At 51.3% G+C, this 19,952-nt stretch carries 10 protein-coding genes and 1 pseudogene; 5 read left to right on the top strand and 6 right to left on the bottom strand.

Translation table 11 applies throughout. From position 1 onward, the window contains the following. The first annotated feature begins 2 nt into the window (after positions 1–2). A complete protein-coding gene (locus tag HJG54_RS24015) occupies positions 3–182 on the top strand; it encodes a hypothetical protein (protein ID WP_316431751.1) in 180 nt (59 codons plus the stop codon). A gap of 898 nt (positions 183–1,080) precedes the next feature. Here HJG54_RS24015 and HJG54_RS24010 read toward each other — a convergent pair. The 3 genes from HJG54_RS24010 to HJG54_RS24000 all read right to left on the bottom strand — a co-directional run bounded on the left by HJG54_RS24010 (position 1,081) and on the right by HJG54_RS24000 (position 8,079). Next, a complete protein-coding gene (locus HJG54_RS24010; protein WP_316431750.1) occupies positions 1,081–5,082 on the bottom strand; it encodes a WD40 repeat domain-containing protein in 4,002 nt (1,333 codons plus the stop codon). Further along, positions 5,079–6,239 (bottom strand): hypothetical protein, encoded by a 1,161-nt coding sequence (locus HJG54_RS24005; protein WP_316431749.1) that lies wholly within the window; start codon positions 6,237–6,239, stop codon positions 5,079–5,081. The genes HJG54_RS24010 and HJG54_RS24005 overlap by 4 nt, the downstream gene beginning before the upstream one ends. Positions 6,240–6,342: 103 nt before the next feature. Then, positions 6,343–8,079: a caspase family protein gene (locus HJG54_RS24000; RefSeq protein ID WP_316431748.1), complete on the bottom strand. Its 1,737-nt coding sequence runs from the start codon at positions 8,077–8,079 to the stop codon at positions 6,343–6,345. A 716-nt stretch (positions 8,080–8,795) separates the two neighbouring features. Between HJG54_RS24000 and HJG54_RS23995 the strand changes: the two genes are divergently transcribed. The 3 genes from HJG54_RS23995 to HJG54_RS23985 all read left to right on the top strand — a co-directional run bounded on the left by HJG54_RS23995 (position 8,796) and on the right by HJG54_RS23985 (position 11,639). Continuing rightward, positions 8,796–10,151, top strand: coding sequence for a nicotinate phosphoribosyltransferase (locus HJG54_RS23995; RefSeq protein ID WP_316431747.1), 1,356 nt, complete (start codon positions 8,796–8,798; stop codon positions 10,149–10,151). Positions 10,152–10,338: 187 nt separating this feature from the next. Beyond that, positions 10,339–10,950 (top strand): nicotinate-nucleotide adenylyltransferase, encoded by a 612-nt coding sequence (locus HJG54_RS23990; protein ID WP_316431746.1) that lies wholly within the window; start codon positions 10,339–10,341, stop codon positions 10,948–10,950. After that, positions 10,899–11,639 carry an NUDIX hydrolase gene (locus tag HJG54_RS23985; protein ID WP_035999828.1) on the top strand — a complete coding sequence of 247 codons (741 nt, stop codon included), beginning with the start codon at positions 10,899–10,901 and terminating at the stop codon, positions 11,637–11,639. The genes HJG54_RS23990 and HJG54_RS23985 overlap by 52 nt, the downstream gene beginning before the upstream one ends. Here the strand turns inward: HJG54_RS23985 and HJG54_RS23980 are convergent. Next, positions 11,636–15,697: a PAS domain-containing protein gene (locus HJG54_RS23980; RefSeq protein WP_316431745.1), complete on the bottom strand. Its 4,062-nt coding sequence runs from the start codon at positions 15,695–15,697 to the stop codon at positions 11,636–11,638. The two genes, HJG54_RS23985 and HJG54_RS23980, sit on opposite strands and share 4 nt — an antisense overlap. 210 nt (positions 15,698–15,907) lie before the next feature. After that, positions 15,908–17,092, bottom strand: a complete 1,185-nt coding sequence (locus tag HJG54_RS23975; protein WP_316431744.1) for a transaldolase — start codon at positions 17,090–17,092, stop codon at positions 15,908–15,910. 345 nt (positions 17,093–17,437) lie between these two features. On the opposite strand from HJG54_RS23975, the pseudogene HJG54_RS23970 reads away from it, so the two are divergent. Next, positions 17,438–17,524: pseudogene (locus HJG54_RS23970) on the top strand (IS1 family transposase); the annotation flags it as partial. 426 nt (positions 17,525–17,950) lie between these two features. On the opposite strand, the gene glmS reads toward HJG54_RS23970, so the two are convergent. Then, the gene (glmS, locus tag HJG54_RS23965) at positions 17,951–19,858 is read right to left on the bottom strand and encodes a glutamine--fructose-6-phosphate transaminase (isomerizing) (protein WP_316431743.1); all 1,908 of its coding nucleotides are present in this window, start codon (positions 19,856–19,858) and stop codon (positions 17,951–17,953) included. Positions 19,859–19,952: the final 94 nt, after the last annotated feature.

Raw genomic sequence — 19,952 nt, 5'->3', positions numbered from 1 at the left:
TTATGAATTGGGGAGATAAATTCAGCATAAAAGATGTAATCGGTTTTGGCAGTACCCAGACAGGTAATTTTCAGCCAAAACAACAAAATTTTGACCGGAAAAAAGCGAATGTAGGCGATGAAGATCGTTTTTGGTGGGATGCAGTCGCACTCATTAGGGCAAACTTGCTGCTGCACCGTTAATCAACGCAGGATTGCCGATGGGCTACCCATCTACGTAGAAGTTTTGTAAAGCTCATCCCCCACGCGGGTACTATTCAGCGACTTGACAATCTTGTAAAGTAGTATTGTCGGGCTGTATTATTTGAATAGAAAAAGTCTGGCCTGAAATATTTCTTATCAAATTTTTCTAACACTTAGCTAGATATTGCAGATACGGTTTCAGATTCATAGATTGCTACACCTAACCATCCGCTACAAAAAGTGTGGTCTTAACTGTTTTTCGGTATTTCGTATAGATTGTTTACATATTATCCAAGTACTTTTGTTCTATGTTGATCTATGAAAATACTCGCCTTTGTGATGCTCTTCTTGTTTCTTGAGGGCATTTCACCCATATATTCTCAAGAACTGGTAGTAGACAGTAAGCAGGGGCAATATCCTGCAGGTCAGAGAAATCCTCAAAATCCCAGGAGACCTCCTCAAGACTCTGGAAGACCTCCTCAAAATCGTGAGCGACCTTGTCCCAAGGATGGGAAATTGCATCCGCACAATACAAGGCTTGGGGATCAACTCTGTAACAACGGTGAATGGATTCCAGTTCCACCTTCTTGATAATGGATCGATAAGATACACGTAGAAAATCAAAGTTGAAATTATTCAAATCATTATTGAGGTTGGGGTAATGACAAAATTTTCAAATCTTCAACTCATCTTCCTTTTGCTACTGACCCTTACTACAAATACTGCAGCAGTTTATGCCTCTGGCGATGGCAGTCCGTGTTACCTCAATGGGGAATCCTATCCTCACGGCAGCCGAGTTGGTGACTATATCTGTATAAATGGTGAATGGCTTCCCTCCCAATAGTTTGTCTCTGGCTTTTGTCCAGCGATTTGTAGATCATTTCAGAGCAGCACCATCTCACGGGCAAAGTTTTGCAGCTTGGTCATGAACACGATGATTAGCGTCAGGATTAATGGCAAAATAACTGTTCAACCAATCACAACTCGTTTGCTTGAGAGGATCTGAATTGAGTTCCCATAGCCTGATTGTATTATCAGCGCTTGCTGAGATTAAGGTCTCTGGGCTGAGATATTTCACAGACCAAACGGGTCCCTCATGCCCCTGAAGGGTGCCAAGCAGCTCCCCGTCGCGTCTCCACAACTTCACGGTTCCGTCCTTACTATTTGAAACTAGGAACTTCCCGTCTGGGCTGAACTGCACATCCAGGACCGACCCTTGATGGCCCTGGAGGGTAGCAATTAACTTCCCAGTGCGGCTCCACAACTTCACCGTCCGGTCTTGGCTGATTGAGGCTAGGGTCTGGCCATCCCGACTAAATTGCACAGCCCAAACCAACCCTTGGTGCCCTGCAAGCGTCTGAATCGGTTTGCCATCGCGGGACCACAACCTCACGGTTTTGTCCTCACCGGCTGAAGCTAAAATTTTGCCATCCGGGCTAAACTGTACAACCCAAACTCGACCTTGATGCCCTGCAAGCGTGTCAAGCAGTTTGCCATCGTGGGTCCATAGTTTGACGGTTTTATCGAGGCTAGCTGTAGCGATAGTGTTACTATCGGGGCTAAACTCTACATCTGAGACTTGGCCTTGATGCCCTTGCAGCGTAGCAATCAGGTTGCCATCCTGAGTCCACAATTTAGCAGTTCCATCAAAGCTGGCCGTGGCCAACGTTTGGCTATCTGAACTAAATTGCACGGTCCAAATCAGATTTTTATGTCCTGGTAGCGTAGCAATCGGTTTGCCATCGCGAGTCCACAACTTAGCAATCCCATCAAAGCCGGCTGTGGCCAATATTTGGCTATCAAGGCTGAACTGCATTGCTTGGATTACTCCTTGATGCCCTTGAAGCGTATTAGTCAATTTTCCATCGCGGGTCCACAACTTCACTGTTTTATCAGGGCTGGCTGAAGCTAGAGTCTGGCCATCGGGGCTGAACTGCATTTTTGAAACTTCTTCTTGCTGTCCTTTGACTTCGCTTTGATTGCCCTGAAGCACTACTATCTTCTGATGATTGTTGTGTACCCCCCACAGTTTCACTGTTCTGTCAAGGCCAACTGAAGCCAGGGTTTGTCCATCCGGGCTATACTGCACGTCCAGGACTGGATCTTGATGTCCCTGGAGAGTAGCCACTAACTCACCCGTGTGGCTCCACAACTTCACCGTTTTATCGAAGCTTGCTGAAGCCAGTGTTTGTCCGTCCGGGCTGAACCGCACAGCTTGAACTGGCCCTTGATGCCCCTGAAGAGTGGCCACTAACTCACCCGTGCGGCTCCACAACTTTATGGTGTTATCGAGGCTCGCTGAAGCCAGTGTTTGTCCATCGCGGCTGAATTGGACTGCCGAGACTCCCTCTTGATGGCCTGAAAGTGTAGCAATCAGTTCACCCGTGCGGCTCCACAACTTCACCGTTTTGTCGTTACTGGCCGACGCCAGGATTTTTCCATCCGGGCTAAACTGCACGGCTCGCACTGCATCTTGATGTCCTGGAAGTGTAGCCGCCAGTTCACCATCGCGGGTCCACAACCTCACGGTTTTGTCATCACCAGCCGAAGCGAGCACCTGACCATCGGGGCTAAACTGCACAGCTCCAACATTCCCCTGATGGCCTTCCAGTGGTTTAATCGGTTTGCCATCACCTGTCCATAGCCTCACCGTCTGATCATCGCTGGCCGAGGCTAAGCGTTGCCCATCCGGACTGAACTGGACGGCTCGAACTTTTCCTTGATGTCCTTGGAGGGTCGCAATCGGTTCACCCGTGCGGCTCCAAAGCTTTATGGTTTGATCAGAACTGGCGGAAGCTAGCGTTTGCCCATCCGGACTAAACTGAATTGCCGTAACCGTGTCTTGATGAGCCTGAAGCGTAGTGATCGGTTTACCATCACGTTCCCCCAATTTCACAGTTCCGTCATCACTAGCCACGGCTAAAGTTCCGCCATCGGGGCTAAACTGTACCGCCCGAACTATATCTTGTTGGCCTCCAAGGCGATTATGCTCGCGAATTTGATAGAGGATTTGTTGCAACGTCACCTTTGCTTGCAATTTGATCTCAGGTTCGATTACTTTTCCGTAGTCTTCTGACTGCTGAACAGCACTCAGCGCCTTGGTCAAAGCCTCGATCTGGAGCTGGGAAAGCCAAAGGTTATTGGCAGATAGGCTTAGGGATTGAATTTCGGTGTTTTTGCGTGCTCTATCAGCAAACCAGGCGGCACCCCCTGAGACAACCGCAACACTCATTGAGAGGGCAATAATCAGACCAGTTGTAAGTTGGGAGAGGAATTTTCGCCGCTGTTCATCCTGGCGACTAGATCGAACAAACCGCGTTTCGAGGTCATTGAGGTCTTCATAGCCCAAAGCCTCCTGAAGCGCACTTCCCCGCAGTAACCAGCTCCGGTCCTTCCCTTGAGCCTGCCAGCGCTCTGCCTTTCTCCTTAGATCGAGCCGCTGCCGGAGGGTGACCCGCTCATCCTCCAGCCAATCTACCAGGCGCGACCAATTGCGGATTAAGGCTTCATGGGCCACCTCGACCTGGGCATTTTCAGGAACATCACTGTCCGTGAGGCGCACCAAGCGAGCAGCCACCAATTTATCAAGAACCCGATCAACCCGATCGATCGCTTCCCCTTTGCGATATAGCTCTTTGCGGGGAATGCGATTGCTGGTCACTTCCAACCCTTCGCCAGGGCGTACCATCTGCAGCAGGATCCGCTTTACCGTTAGCTGTTCTTCAGGAATCAGATGGTTATAAAACTCATTCGCACTGTTTGACAGGGCCGAACGTCCACCGCCCAACCGCTGGTAAGCATCCCAAACAATGCGATTATGTTCACGGTGATCCCAGAGTTTGAGCAGGGTGAATTGCAAGAGCGGCAGGGCGGCAGGTTCACCCAGTACATCGTTCAGCAGCTTATCGACCAGTCCTGCATCAAACTTTAAACCCACCAGTTCAGCCGGTTTCTCGATCGCTTCTCGCAGTTCGCTGGCATCGAGCGGAAACACTCGCACCGCAGATTGTTCAAAGTGCTCCCACAGCCTCGGAATCCGGGCAACGTAACTTTCAAAGTCGGTCCGCATCGTCAAAATCAGGACATGCTGAGCCTCCGGCGTTTGAACAAAATTGAGCAGATTGCTGATAAACGCCTGACGGACTTCATCATCCTGGCAGAGGGTAAACACCTCTTCAAATTGGTCAATTACCAACACGGCTGGATGCTTCTCCGGTTGCAGCAGTTGGACAAGGTGATTGGGATTCTGTTTAAAGGCCGCGACCTGTTGTGTAATCCATGTCGTTGGTACGCTCTCAGGGGGCTGCAAACGTTGCGCCAGCACCCCTAAAGGAGCGGAACCGGGAACTAACGGTTCGTAATATATCCAGTCCTGGCTATCTGGCAATGCCCCAGCTTTTAGCCTGGGTAACAAGCCTCCCAAAACCACCGACGACTTGCCACTACCAGACGAGCCAACCACAACCAGCAGGCGGTTCGTTGTTAAGTGGCTAAGCAGTCTTTCAACCAGCCGTTGCCGCCCAAAAAAGAGCTGTTGATTCTGCTCTCGAAATGCCTCTAAGCCCATATACGGGCAACGATCGTCACTCAAGTCAGGAGCCAGGGACGGATCGAAATCGACCAGAGTTGTGTCAGGTGGCTCCTGCCCAGCCCGATAGAGGAGCGAACTCCAGTAATCGAGAATGCCCTGCGCCGCCCAGCGATCGTCCTCACTATCTAGAACGGCTCCGGTTGCCCGTCCTTTAAGCATAAACTGCTCAATTTGGGTTAAAACATCCGCCTGGTTCCCCTGTTCTCGATGGAGCTTGAGTAACTCACTGTGGGCGACCCGCAGAGAGGATAAGGATGGGAAGCGAATATCATCCACCGTGGGATTAGTTGTAGTTTCTGTATTACTCATTCGATCATCCTCAACACAGACGCGAGTGGTTCACCCACTTCTCGAAGTTCTTCACACAACCGTCTTAATGTGACATCGACTTGATAAAAGCGCTCGCTGGCTCGTCTACGATACATGCGAAAATATCGTTTGATTTTGGCAGGATTATTGGCACGAAGTGCTGCATCCAAATTCTGGCTATCTTGTTGAAATGCCAGCGTCCACTGATCGGCAGTAGGGTCAAACAAGGCCTCTGTTCGTTCCTTGAGATCGGGCCAAGACATTTCCAGCTCAATCAAGTCTTTGTCTAAATTTATTTCAATTCGGCGCAACTCTAGATCGAATTCCTGCCAGCAGTCGTGTCCGAAGACCAGTGCGGTTAAGCGCTGATTCAACTCTGCCAGCACTGCAACACCCGTCTGGAATTGTTGAATCTTCTCTTGATCCAAGTTGGCTTCTACCAGGCTGTTCCAAATCGCTTGCATCGCGTTGACCAGGGCCGGAAGTCTTAGGGCTTTCGCGGCTGCATTAAGATTGGTGTTGATTCGTGACGGTTGAATCGCCAGAATTCGGTTTAATAGCCAGATGGTTCGTTGGAGTCTTCGGGTGTCTAATGTTTCGATCGCAGCGTGCAATTCTTCCTGAGCATGGTCCAGCCGCTTTATCCACAGCAATTCGCTAGTGGCAATGGTTTCCCGTCCGGCAACATTCTTAACTGCCCTTGAAATTCCCTGCAACGTCAATTCGTGCTCCATCAGAATCTCCAGTGCAGTTTCATCCTCAGGATCCGAGAACCGTTTCGCTTCCTGGATAATACCGCTGTAGCATTGAAACTCCAGTGTATGAAGCAGATCGTGTAATTCTTTGTAATTCGCAATCACATCAATCTGTTCACAGGCAGCTCGAAAATCTGCTCCGAAGGTAATTACAGCGGAACGAGCCTCGGAATGATGCATCAGCTCAGCCAGAGCAGCCAAACCCCGACCGACCGAATTACCATATTCCTTCTGGGGCAGGCGCAACTCTTCTCGAACAATTTGCTTAATGGTTTCAGGGTCAATCTGTTGGTAAACATCACCGATATGAATTCCCTGCCCCTGGCCAACATTCACCCCAAACTTACCGGACTGTTGCACATTCTGGTCGATCGGATTGGATAGGGTGTCATCTACAGGCATAGGGTGCACCTGGGGGAGTTCGATTGCCCTTATTTAGAAAATACCAATGAACATAGCCTGAATTCCGGAAACTACAGATCAACTTAAATTCTCGAATTATTCGCTAGCAATTACGATGCTTAATCACAGGAGTTAAATGTTCTGGAATGTTTTGTAAATCGATCGCATTACACCCGAATTCAAAGGCCGCATCAATCGATCGTCCAGCTCCTAGAGCATCATAAAAGCCTCTGGAGAACTCAATCGCAGCCCGGTCGCCAATCTCCCGCTTCATGCCAATCACGATAGGAATCTGCTGCACAATCAGCTCCGCTTGGGCCTCTGAGTAACAGCTATTCAGCACTACACAGTCCAACTGATCTTTAAACAGAGAAAATAAATTGGTCAACGCCTGCCCTTTGACCAGCGTGGCCTTGCCAGTTTCATCTTCTAACACAATACCGCCTTCATCTACCTCTTCAGAGACGACGCTCAGCTTTCTGGACGCATCGGTAGTGCTGCCTGCTGCTGAGTGGTGAGTGCCATGACCGCAGAAGTGGACAATTTGCGGCTCTACATCCAGTAGCGCCCGACGCAGATCATAGGTTCTAACCGCCCAACGTTGCTCTACCTTGAATAAGTCTCGATGTTTAGAACGCCGCAGACCTTCCTCAATTTCACGCACTTCTTGATCTAAAGCCAGTCGGGTTGACTCGATCGGATTAGCGGCTAGGACTAGAATCGTTTTGCGACGAACAGAATTAGACTTCTCATTTTCATTATCATTGGTTTGACCAGATTGGCTATCAGGTTGTTGCTTCGGTGATTGGTAGGAATAGGTATCGCCGATGTGTAAGTCACTTACAGAGTAAGCATTGAAGTTAAATTTTCCGTGCTGTACCACATTACCACTGCCAACCACATTACCACTGCCAACCACATTGCCATCGCCCGTAACGAGAGTACCGCCGCTGACGTTCCCACCAACTGCAATAGCCCGATTCCCTGAAGCCACAGTATTAGGGTTATGTACAAGCTGAGCATTAAGCTCGCCAGGTGTGGACTCCACCTTGAGCGGCTCCTCCAATTCCTGCGGCAGGCGCTTCGGCTGCAATTGCCCCCCTGCGTAATACGCCAGGATAAAATTATCTGCCTGCTCAACATCCAGAACTGGATGCTGTTTCTGATTGGTCAATACTGGTACAACCTGACTGACATACCTGACCAAATCCGCTGCCTGGATGTATCCCTCTGGCTTGACGGCTCCAGCTCCACACAGCCCCTTGATCAATGCATAGGTAAAGGCGCTATAGGGCTTACCTGCGTAGGACAACTCATCCGGTTGAGAAGAGCCAATCATAATCCGACCGCCTTTGACAAACAGCTTTTGGGCTTCAGGAGGCAGCGGAGCCTTCACAATTTGAAATCCAGGCAGATTCTTTAGCCCACCTGCATGGCAGCAATCCAACACCAGCAATAGTTGTTGTGCCGGAATCTCGTGCAGAAGTTCTGTAAACTCATTGCCGCTCACTGCTGTTTCCGATAAATCCTCTGGGTCATATCCATGCGGCAGTAAATAATAAGACTTAATTGGCTTGGTCAGTTGATACCCATGTCCGGCAAAGTAGATTAGCACTGTGGATTCAGCGTTGGTTGTGTTCGCTAATCGTTCCAGGGTGGCAATGATATGCGCTCGAGTTGCTTCCTCACCAGTTAGCACATGAACCTGTTGCTCTGGATAAGCACACCATTCTGGATCCTGGAGAATTTTTGCCAACCCTTTCGCATCACCAACTGTGTTCGGTAAATCTCCACCGATGCCAATCACACAGGCATGACCTTGTTCAAACCGATCGTTCACCACGGCTGCCTCCCTTCTTTTCCATATCCAGTTCCATGTTCAGCTATAAGCATGTCGCTTTCAATGAACATCTGCTGGAACGGTTTATTTCACAGTTAGAAGATGTTTGAAACGGATCAAACGGGTTGCCTTGCCCCCCAACCCCCCACGAGTGGGGGACTTCCGATCCCGTATGTCTGGTTCAAAGTCCCCCACTCGTGGGGGATGTAGGGGGCTGGTTCAAAGTCCCCCCTCGCGCTTCGAGTGCGGCAACCAACAGAATGGGGGATGTAGGGGGCTGGTTCAAAGTCCCCCATCAATGGGGGATTTAGGGGGCGGTGCGAGTTGCATTGGCGACTTTTAAAACACCCTCTTAGAGTTGAACCCAATTTTGACTACATCCCATCCAAACTATGAAAACCTGCGCTCTCGACATCATAGCCACCTGATCCTGTCCACCCTATTGTAAATGGAGGGTTCGTCAAACCAATCTATGCAATTGCAAAGAAATTTGTGGACATGGGCGCAAGATTTTAGTTGATTTCAATATTATAAAAACTCAGCTGACCGACGCTGACTCTGTATAAATCTGAAGGATGAGCGAATTTATTCGTAAAATCAGCAAATCTGCGTTTAGACACCTAGGCAATTTTGGTTACTCTTACTATAATTGAATAACTTTGTGGGTGAGACGGCCGCTGGTCTTGCTTGCCCTATTCCCTGCTGGTCTTCCGATTATGCAAGATCCAACCCTGTTGCTTTGTCCCCAAGACTACAGTTTGCTGACTGACCTGTATCAGCTCACCATGACGGCTTGCTACGTCGGTGAAGGCGTCGATCAGCGGCGGGCCAGTTTTGAGTTGTTTGTGCGGCGATTGCCCGATTCGTTTGGTTATCTGGTTGCAATGGGGTTAGAGCAGGCGTTGGACTATTTGGAGCAGTTGCGCTTCAGTGCAGACCAGATTGCGGCTTTGCAGGCAACCGGCCTGTTTGCCAATGCGCCTACTCGGTTCTGGGAATTGTTGGCATCGGCACGCTTCAGCGGCGATGTGTGGGCCGTGCCAGAAGGAACTGTAGTGTTTGCCCACGAGCCACTGCTGCGGGTGGAGGCTCCCCTGTGGCAGGCACAGCTTGTGGAAACCTATTTGCTGAATACAATCAATTACCAGACGCTGATTGCCACCAAAGCGGCTCGACTACGCGATGTGGCCGGAGCCGAGGCTACCCTGTTGGAATTTGGTACTCGACGGGCCTTTAGTCCGCAAGCCTCTCTCTGGGCAGCACGGGCGGCTCTAGCGGCTGGATTAGATGCGACCTCGAATGTGCTGGCTGCCCTCAAACTAGGCCAAAAACCGAGCGGCACGATGGCCCATGCTCTAGTGATGGCATTAGCCGCCCTCGAAGGCAACGAAGATCAGGCATTTCGAGCCTTTCATCGCTATTTCCCTGCCGCAACGCTGCTGATTGACACCTACGACTCGATTGCTGCCGCCCAACGGTTGGCCCAACAGGTGACTGCGGGTGAAATGACGGTGAATGCGGTGCGCTTAGATTCAGGCGATCTCGTGGCTCAGTCGCAGCAGATTCGCCAACTTCTGCCGGGAGTGGCAATTGTCGCCAGTGGCGATCTGGATGAGTTTGAAATTGCTCGCCTGCAGGCAGAAGGAGCTGAGATCGATGCCTATGGGCTGGGCACCAAGCTGGTGACTGGCAGCCCAGTGAATGGCGTGTATAAACTGGTTGAAATCGACAACATTCCAGTCATGAAAGAATCCAGCGCCAAGATCACCTATCCCGGACGCAAGCAAATCTTTCGTTGCTTGCAGGGCAGTCAATTTCAGACTGACCGTTTGGGACTCATGAGCGAATCGCCCCAGCCTAACGAGCAGCCACTCTTGCAACCCGTCATCAAACAGGGCCAGCGCCTCCAGCCCTCCGAACCTCTTGCCGTCATTGCCGAACGCACTCGCACCGCCGTCGCCAGTCTTCCCCCTCCTATCCGCCAGCTCCACCATGCCCCCACCACACTCCCCCAAATTTCCGCCGCCCTGCGACACCTCACCGACCAAACCAAACGCTCTGCCAAGAGTTGACATTCAGTAAACGCTACAAAAGGCCACACCCACGCGCAGCTTAGTTCCCCATCAGCAATATCCTCCCTCCCCACCAATCAACTCAAAACTCAAAACTCAAAACTCAAAACTCAAAACTCAAAACTCAAAACTCAAAACTCAAAACTCAAAACTCAAAACTCAAAACTCAAAACTAACCTCCACCCTCATGCTCTCCATCGCCCTATTTGGAACTAGTGCTGACCCACCTACCGCCGGCCATCAGGCTATTCTGGTCTGGCTAGCGGACCATTTTGACCAGGTGGCGGTTTGGGCGTCGGATAATCCATTTAAGCAGCACCAAACGCCCTTAGAGCACCGGGCCGCGATGCTGCAACTGCTGATCGACGATATTGATCCACCGCGCCACAATCTGCACCTGTTGCCAGAACTAAGTCATCCCAGAGCGCTGATTACAGTAGAGCGAGCAAGGCAGCGCTGGCCCCAGGCTGAATTCACCCTCACCATCGGCTCGGATTTGGTAGCGCAATTACCGCGTTGGCATCGGGTGCAGGAGTTGTTACAGCAGGTGAAGTTATTGGTGGTACCACGGTCGGGGTATGCTATTGCCGAAGCCGATCTGGCATCATTGCGGCAGATGGGAGCTAGGGTAACAATCGCTGGTTTGGAGGTACCGGCCGTTTCCTCAACCGCCTATCGGGAAGAAGCCGATCCGGAAATTGTCACTCCTCCGATCGAAGCGTATATTCATCGGGAGCATTTGTACGAATGCCAGGACGCACCCCCAGAAAATCTACTGACTCAGCCTCGGCGCAGCTAGCGGACTTTAAGGTCGGCGTGGATAACGTGATTTTTTCCGTAGACACCGCTCAGAATCGCCTCTTGGTTTTGCTGGTGATGCGGCATGAGGATCCGTTTGTGGGACAGTGGAGCTTGCCCGGAACGCTAGTGCGCCAAGGAGAATCCCTGGAAGATGCAGCCTATCGCGTGTTGTCGGAAAAAATTCGGGTAGAGAACCTCTATTTAGAGCAGCTCTACACCTTTGGCGGCCCCAACCGCGATCCACGCGAAGCCACCCACAGCTTTGGGATTCGCTATTTGACCGTCAGTTACTTTGCTCTAGTCCGGCTGGCCGAAGCCGAGCTGATTGCCGATGGTGTGAGCGGCATTGCCTGGTATCCGCTGAAACAGGTGCCGCCGCTGGCGTTTGACCACAATCAAATTTTGGAATACGGCTACCGGCGGCTGCGCAATAAGCTGGAGTACAGTCCGGTTGCATTTGAGGTGTTGCCGGAACTATTTACCTTGAGCGATCTGTATCAGCTCTACACTACTATTCTGGGCGAGTTTTCCGATTACTCAAATTTTCGCTCCCGCTTACTGAAGCTGGGCTTCCTGCATGATACAGGAGTGAAGGTGTCTCGCGGCGCTGGACGCCCTGCTAGCCTCTATCGCTTTGATGCTGAGGCATTTGCTCCCTATAAAGACAAACCAATGGTATTCATTTAATCGCTTCCCAGATGCTCCCTTTGCTCATCCCTCTGTTCGTCTGCCTGCTCGTTCCCTTGCTTGCCCTTCAGAGCTTGTTCTGCCAAATGCAGGATCTGCTCAAAGTCAAAATTATCTACCTTTTGGCGGAGCGCTGCGGCTAAAGCGGCCTGCTCGGCTGGCAGTTGTGCAAGTAGGGCCAGGATTTTTTCAGAATCGAGCTGAGTTGTGGCCTGGTAGAGCTGGGCAATCCATTCAGTCGGCATGATTTGCAGGGAGTGAGGCGTAGGCCGCACGGGCGATGAGGAAATGGACTGCTCTCGCGGTGGCTGGCCTGGATCTGGTTCTGCGTAGATATACTGCACGCCTAGATGTTCGCTCAATTTTTCTAAAATCATTTCAGTTTGCAGCGGCTTGAGGACAAAATCGTCGCAGCCAACCGCCAAAGCCTGGGCGCGATTTTCGGTAAACGCACTCGCCGTGAGGGCAATGATTTTGGTGCTTGGGGTGGTCTGATCTGTCCGGGCGGCTTCCATGGCTCGAATTCGTCGAGTTGCTTCATACCCATCCATGATCGGCATCCGCAGATCCATCCAGATTAAATCAGGCTGCCAGGATTGCCACAGGGTGAGAGCGGCTTGACCATTGGTAGCTTCCTGAACCTCAAACCCGAAACTCTGCAAGAGGTTGAGCAGCAGGAGCCGGTTGGCCCAGTTGTCCTCAGCAATCAGGATGCGGTAGGAGGGCTGGTTGGCGGCTAAAGCGACGGCTCGCCCTTGTAGGGGTTGTATCGGTGCCACGGCGGCGGCAGCGGGCAGCACTGGAATGCTAAACCAGAAGGTAGTACCATGCTCCAGCTCGCTAGCAATTGTCAGTTCGCCCCCCAACAACCTGACAAACTCTCGGCTAATTGGCAATCCCAAGCCAGTTCCGTCCGGGTGCGCCTTCTGTAGTTTTGACTGTACAAACGGTTCAAATAGGCTTTCCAGCTCATTTGCAGCAATCCCAGGTCCCGTGTCGCTGACCTCAAAATGCAGAACGAGACAGGGTTGAACATTCTCCTTGGCTTCATACCCACTTGCCTCGGGCACACCCTCCACCTCCACCCGCAATGTGATCTGTCCATCCTGGGTAAACTTGACCGCATTGCTGAGCAGGTTAATCAGAATTTGGCGCAGCTTACCAGCATCGGTCTGGACATATTGAGGCAGGTTGGGGGCAAGCTGGCAGAGAATCTGTAATCCTTTCTGTTCGGCTCGCAGACGAAACATCTGCTCTAGCGTCGTGAGAAACTCGTGCAAATCGAAGCCGGTCAGATTGAAGGTTGACCGTCCGGCCTCGATCTTGGACATTTCCAGGATGTCATTGATCAGGTTGAGCAGGTGTTCGCCACTGCGGTTGATGATTGTAATTTGCTCTTGTTGCGCTTTCGACAGGGCCGGGTGGTTGGCCAGCAGTTGACTGAAGCCAAGAATGGCATTGAGCGGCGTGCGCAGCTCATGGCTCATGTTAGCAAGAAAGGTGCTTTTGGCTTGGTTGGCGGCTTCGGCGGCTTCTTTCGCCTGTTGCAATTCCATTTCAGCCTGTCGGCGCAGGGTGATATCGCTGAGCGAGCCAATGGCTCGAATCGGAGTGCCGGTTTCATCCCAGACGGCTTTGCCTCTGGCTAAGAGCCATTTGTAACTGCCATCCTTACAGCGCATGCGGTACTCCGACGTATACACAGGAGTTTCTCGATTCAGATAGTTTTGGAATGCGGTTTGCAAAACCGGTTGATCGTCGGGGTGAATGCAGCCAAACCATTTTTCAAAGGTATCAATCTCTTCGTAATCGTATCCCAACATTTCCATACAGCGAGGAGACAAGAAATGTTCATCGGTAATCAAATTGTGATCCCAAATGCCATCATTACCACCTTCAATGGCCAATTGCCAACGTTCTTCACTTTGTCGGAGCGCATCTTCAACTTGTTTGCGCTCTGTAATATCCATTGCAGTTCCAAACAGTTGAATTACCTGTCCGTGGCTGTCTCGTACCACTTCTCCTCGCCCTAGCAGATCGCGAATCAAACCGTCCGGACGAATGATGCGATGTTCAATTTCATAGGGCGTTCCATTGCTGATGGCCTGTTCTATGATTGTTTGCATCAAGCTACGCTCATCGGGATGCAGCAGTTGCACATACTCGGCATAGGTTGGTTCTGGCTGGGTTGGGTCGAGGCCAAAGATGCGGAAGAGTTCTTCGGACCAGGTGATTTTTTGCGTTGCTAAATCGAATTCCCAACTGCCGACATGGGCGACGCGCTGAGCTTGTAGTAATTTCGTTTCACTCGCTTTGCGATCGCTAATGTCTGTAATCAGAGCATAATAGCCTTGAACAGCCTGCTGTTCATCTAGATCGGGCACCAACACGGCAGAGATATGGCGTATTTTGTCGCCTTGATAGGGCATTTCCGCTTCGTAGGTGACCGTTTCTCCAGATAAGGCGCGTTCTACATACTGCCGGACTCGTTGATAGGCCGATGTACCAATCACGTCCTCAACGGTTTTACCCAAAATATCTGCTTTTTTGCAATTAAACCAATCTTCGTAGGTGCGGTTGACAAACCGATAGCGATAGGAAGCATCAATGTAGGAAATGCAGCCGGAAATCGAATCAGTGATCAGCTGAAGTTGGGCTTCGCGTGCTCGTAATGCCTGCGTTTGTTCGGCTACCTGTTGTTCTAACCGCTGCTCATAGGTTTGCCGTAACTGGTTAGCTTTGCGAAACTCCAGCATCATCTGATGAAACGATGCAGCCAGGGTCTCTACTTCCACAATCCGGGAGGATGGCAATGGCTGCTCTAAACCAGCGGCAAAGGTTTGAGTCGCCTGGGTAAGCTGAGCGAGCGAGCGGGTAAGGCGGCGCGAGATCCAGATACCAATCCCAACTGAACTGACCAAGACCAAACCGCATAACAACATGGTGCGCTGCCTATTGGTCTGAATTTCGGCCATGAAGTCGGCCTCGGGCACGATCATCACCACAGTCCACTGGTGTTGAGAATCGAGCTGAAACGATGTCACCTGCCCGAAATACAACTGATTTTGCCATCGAAACAGGGTTGCTTGCCCAGAATAGCTATGGCGCTTGCTCTGGTTCAACGTCTGGTCTAGTCCCTGGTTCAGGCTCCAATTAGCAGCGGCGCGCGTCAGCGGATTTTCGCTATCTTGGGCAGCTAAGCGCAGGGCTGCGGGGGCTAGGGTCTTTTTTTCCGCCGTAGAGAGATCCTGGCGAAACGGCAGTTCACCCGTAGAAGTAGCAATCAACCAGCCCTGTTCGTCCATGATAAAGGCTTGGCCCATCTTGCCGATTTGAAGATGTTGCAAAACCGTACTTATTTGCTCCGAATAGATGCTGGCACTCAGGACGCCCTGCACTTGGTCTTGGGAGTCAGTAAACGGTAAAAAGTAAGCCATCATCAGCAAGGGTTGATCGGTACCCCGCACTGTGGAAACGATGGGTTGCCAAAGTCCGTTCTGAGTTTGTTTAGCAACCGGATACCAGGGACTGACAGCAGGTGTGGCATGCGGATCAAAGTTTGGCAAGGTATCTTGCCAATAAAGACGCTGGCCCTGTCGATCGGCCACATAGCTCTCCAGTGCTCCGGTGACCAAATTGCGCCGACGAATCGCCAACCGATCCGGATGCGGACGACCCACAGCCAGAAACTCTTTGCGTTCGGTCGCAATCATCAACCCGCTGACATCCGAGTGAATCTTTAACTGATTGACAAAATAGGCTTCGATTTGGGCCGCATCTTGCCAATCTAAAGCTCCTAGCCGAATTGCGGCTTGATTGTCTCGGGTGACAATTTTGGGAGCATGAAAATAGTGGTTCAGATTTTGGATAATCCGCTCTCCCTGTTCTTGCATCAGCTGATTTGCCAGGTTAGCTACTGCCTGCTGCCCGCTACGATAGGACAAATACCCGACAAAACTGACAGCCGCAATGGTCTGTAGGGCAAATGGCACTACTAAAACCCATCGCAGCGGAACTGCTTGGCGGAACGCGAAGGGTATCAATAACGGCAGTTTCATAGTCACGAGGGCTTTTAGCGGGGCCATTCAGCGGAAAGGCGGATCTTCATTAATGTACCGCCCCAATGTCACTATTCACTGTGGGATGAATTCAGCCTTATTTCAACAAAAACTCAGAGATACCTGAACAAAAAAGCCGGGGAGCCATGCCCCGACTCAAGATGTAGCAAAGGTCAAACTTGAACGCTTGAGTGCAAACGAGCTACCCGATTAAACCGCCTGCACCACCTGCCGCAAAACGGCTCCTAAACCAGCTCCCATCTCTTCTGGCGTGATTTTGCCATCTTTGTTGACATCTAGCGCATCAAACACAGCGTCGGTGCCCAGCCACTCTTCGCGGGTAATGAAGCCATCGCCATCCAGGTCATAGATGTGAAACATGCCTTCTGCCGCCTGACTCAGGGTTTCGCCGGTACCCAAGCGGGACAACCGAGTCGCTAGGAAGGTTTCTAAGGTTTCCAATGCTTTGGTGAAGCCTTTGATGCCCTCATCCAGCTTTTCCGAGGCCATCCGGTCAGCGGCATGCATTTGGTCAAAGGTGGCTTTATCCATCGAGATTTTCTCAATGTCCATTGAGGCTGCCTTGTCTGGATCGAGCTTGCGTATCAGTTCGCCGGTGGTGGACTGCAATTCACCCAACAGGGCCGGAGAAATCGTCAGCAGATCGCAGCCCGCCAGTTCGATAATTTCGCTAATGTTGCGGAAGCTGGCTCCCATCACCTCGGTTTTGTAGCCAAATTTCTTGTAGTAGTTGTAGATGCTCGTCACCGACTGCACACCCGGATCTTCTGCCCCCATATAATCCTTGCCGGTTTCTTTCTTGTACCAATCCAAAATCCGACCTACAAAGGGCGAAATTAGCGTCACGCCAGCCTCGGCGCAAGCAATTGCCTGATGGATACCAAACAGCAGCGTCAAGTTGCAGTGAATGCCTTCTTTTTCCAGCACTTCAGCCGCTTTGATGCCTTCCCAGGTCGAGGCAATTTTGATCAAAATCCGCTCGCGAGACACGCCAGCCGCTTCGTACTGGGCGATCAACGACCGCGCCTTTTCGAGCGTGGCTTCCGTATCGTAGGAGAGGCGAGCATCAACTTCGGTAGATACCCGCTTCGGCACGATTTCCAGAATCTTTAAGCCAAAGGCAACCGCAAGCCGGTCAAAGGCCAGCGTCACAATTTCCTGATCCGAAGCCCCCGACCCCGCATCCTTCTGGGCCTGTTTCAGCGTTTCATCTACAATTTCCTGATACTCAGGCATCTGAGCCGCTGCAGTAATCAGCGAGGGGTTGGTGGTGGCATCGCGGGGGGTAAACTTTTGAATCGCCTGAATGTCGCCCGTATCCGCGACAACGACCGTCATCTCCCGCAGTTGCTCTAACAAATTCTTCTCAGCCATCGGTTTATCCTTCGTTGTTTGCTTAGGCGGCGAAGCGTGATTTTGGACTAGCAAATGCTGATCGCAATATCCAAAATCAATCGATTTTCGATCTGGTTTTTCAGTCTGTTTGTGGTTTGGCCAGCAGAGCCTGCATCAGAAGGCAGCATCCACTCAGCCCCAGTGCCATCCTATCGCTGGATTCCGAACATCTCCTGCTTCTTTGTAAAGATTTCGGGATTCTGCATTGTCTCAAACACTTGCATTCAGATTGACCAGCTTCCGAATAGGGGTATTTGTACACGTCGTTGCCTGACTTGCCCGCAGATGAATCGCGGGCTAATGAGGCAAGTCCACCTTAATTTCCGGCAACAGACGGGAAGATGGCACCGACGACAAAATAAGTTCAGCAAACGGTGGGAGCAACCGCAGGTGACAACGCGCTTAGTGGTGGGTGACTTACCCAACAGTAATCTGATGCACGACCACAAACCTTAGAACAAAAGATTCTTCAAAGCTCGACATAGCTTGTGTTCAGCAGTTCTGCTTCGGTAGCGGTGAACTCCCTACTGGCATCTACCAGGCGAATTCGAGGAGAGTCGCTTAATTGTCGGGCGATCATCTCTGGCCTGGTACACCATCGTTGCCCAGACTCAGAGAATTCATTCGGAGTCGGAAGTCGTGTATCTGCCAGCCTCTTCATGAAATTTGTTTCGAGGCACGTAGAGGTAATTGAGAACGCGCTCATACCGTCCCTCAGCTGTCGTAGTGTAATGAAAGACCGAAAGGAACAATCTAACTATCCATAAAAAAATGCGCTCAGTAAAACAAAAATCAAACTAAGCGCATTCTTGAAATGTGAAATTGTGAACGAATAGATTACTCAACCGTGACGCTCTTCGCTAGGTTGCGTGGCTGATCCACGTCTAAACCTCGGCGAGCCGCGATGTGATAGGCCAAAAACTGCAGCGGAATTACGGTCAGCAGCGGGGAAAGCAGCTCTTCTACTTCCGGAACCGGCAGCAGATCGTCAAACACTTCCTGCGCCTCGTGGTCGTCCATAGGGGTGACGCCAATTAATCTAGCATCGCGGGCTTTGGCCTCTTGGGCATTGGAGAGTACCTTCTCGAACACTAGACCAGGCATGGCAATCGCCACAACGGGCACCTTAGCATCCAATAGGGCAATCGGGCCATGCTTCATTTCGCCGGCTGGGTAGCCTTCGGCGTGGATGTAGCTAATTTCCTTGAGCTTGAGTGCTCCTTCCAACGCAATTGGGAAGTTGATGCCGCGACCGATAAAGATAAAGTCTTGCGTCTCCTCAAACTCGTGGGCCAACTGCTCGACATAGCGTTCCTGCACCTCCAGAATCGACTCCACCTGGGCCGGAATCTGGCGTAGCTCCAGCACAATTTGCTCTAAGCGCTCTAACGGCAGCGTGCGACGACGGTAGGCTAAATCCAGCGCTAGGCAATAGAAGGCGACGAGTTGAGCGGTGAAGGTTTTGGTAGCAGCCACTCCAATCTCGATCCCGGCATGGGTGTTGAGCAGATAGTCGGCCACCTGAGCAATCGTGCTGTCCAGGCGGTTGGTGATGCCCAGCAGTTTGGGTTGAAACTTGCCGCCCATATCGGCTCTGCGGCGCTTTTCCATATCGAGGGCCGACAGGGTATCGGCAGTTTCGCCGGATTGAGTGACGCCAATCGTGAGAGTGTGGGGCGTCAGCGGTGTAGGAGCATAACGAAACTCGGAAGCATAGTGGACCTGGGTGGGAATTTCGGCTATCTGCTCCAGCAGATACTTACCCACCAGCCCGGCGTGCCAGCTCGTCCCGCAAGCCACAATTTGGATCTGCTCAATGTCGGCAAAGAACGCATCGGCTAAACCCAAGTTAATTGGAGAGCAAGATGAGTCTGCTGTCCAGTCGCTGTTTAGATAAGCTTCCAGGCAAGCCCGCACCACACCCGGCTGCTCGTAGATTTCCTTCAGCATGAAGTGCTTGAAACCCTGCTTTTCGACCAGAATTGGGTTCCAATTCAGCGTTTTTGGGGTTTTGCGTAACCGTTCGCCAGCAAAGCTGTAAACCTCGACTCCTGTGGGCGTTAACCGGCCAATTTCACCGTTTTCCAGGGTCAGGACGGTGCGGGTATGGGCCACCATGGCGGGAGTATCCGAGGCGCAAAAATACTCCCCTTGGCCAAACCCAATCGATAGAGGAGCTTGCTGCCGCACGGTAACTAGCTCGCCTGGGTAGTCGGCACTGACAATCGCTAGGGCAAATGCACCTTCCAAGGCATTCACGGCTCGTCGGACTGCTTCTAAAAAGGCCGATTTGGGCAATACATTCGTTGCGGCTGGTTCTGCCAATACCTGCTGCAAACAGTCGGCAATCAGGTTTGGCACGACTTCGGTGTCGGTTTCGGAATAGAAAACATAGCCCTTGGCTTTCAGTTGCTCGCGTAGCTCTCGGTAATTCTCGATGATGCCATTCTGAACAACGGCGATGCGTTCCGATGCATCGGTATGGGGATGGGCATTGTGTTCCTCTGGCCTGCCGTGGGTAGCCCAGCGGGTATGACCAATGCCGACCGTTGCTGGCAGATGCAATCCCTCTAGCTTTTCCTGGAGGTTTTGCAGCTTACCCTTGGCCCGGACGCGATGAATTTCGCCGTTCCACAGCGTGGCAATTCCAGCCGAATCATAGCCGCGATATTCCAATTTTCGCAGCCCTTCTAGCAGAATGCCGCTTGCAGCCTGGGTTCCGATATAGCCAACAATTCCACACATGGCTCACACCACTCCATTGACTCGCAGAATCCATCTATTTTATTGCCTGATGTTACAAGTGGCTGCTACTTTACCGACGAAATGCTGTTTAAAT

Origin of the sequence: Leptolyngbya sp. NK1-12, from assembly GCF_032598965.1 — a bacterium.
In the GTDB taxonomy this organism is placed as follows: Bacteria; Cyanobacteriota; Cyanobacteriia; order Elainellales; family Elainellaceae; genus Elainella.
Note: the sequence above shows the minus strand (reverse complement) of the source record. Positions and strands in the feature narration are given on the sequence as shown.

Excerpts from the sequence above, each read along its gene's own strand:
- HJG54_RS24015 (WP_316431751.1), top strand. The coding sequence starts at position 3 with ATGAATTGGGGAGATAAATTCAGCATAAAAGATGTAATCGGTTTTGGC.
- HJG54_RS23995 (WP_316431747.1), top strand. The coding sequence starts at position 8,796 with ATGCAAGATCCAACCCTGTTGCTTTGTCCCCAAGACTACAGTTTGCTG.
- HJG54_RS24010 (WP_316431750.1), bottom strand. The coding sequence starts at position 5,082 with ATGAGTAATACAGAAACTACAACTAATCCCACGGTGGATGATATTCGC.
- HJG54_RS23975 (WP_316431744.1), bottom strand. The coding sequence starts at position 17,092 with ATGGCTGAGAAGAATTTGTTAGAGCAACTGCGGGAGATGACGGTCGTT.
- HJG54_RS24005 (WP_316431749.1), bottom strand. The coding sequence starts at position 6,239 with ATGCCTGTAGATGACACCCTATCCAATCCGATCGACCAGAATGTGCAA.
- HJG54_RS23980 (WP_316431745.1), bottom strand. The coding sequence starts at position 15,697 with ATGAAACTGCCGTTATTGATACCCTTCGCGTTCCGCCAAGCAGTTCCG.
- HJG54_RS23990 (WP_316431746.1), top strand. The coding sequence starts at position 10,339 with ATGCTCTCCATCGCCCTATTTGGAACTAGTGCTGACCCACCTACCGCC.
- HJG54_RS23985 (WP_035999828.1), top strand. The coding sequence starts at position 10,899 with ATGCCAGGACGCACCCCCAGAAAATCTACTGACTCAGCCTCGGCGCAG.
- glmS (WP_316431743.1), bottom strand. The coding sequence starts at position 19,858 with ATGTGTGGAATTGTTGGCTATATCGGAACCCAGGCTGCAAGCGGCATT.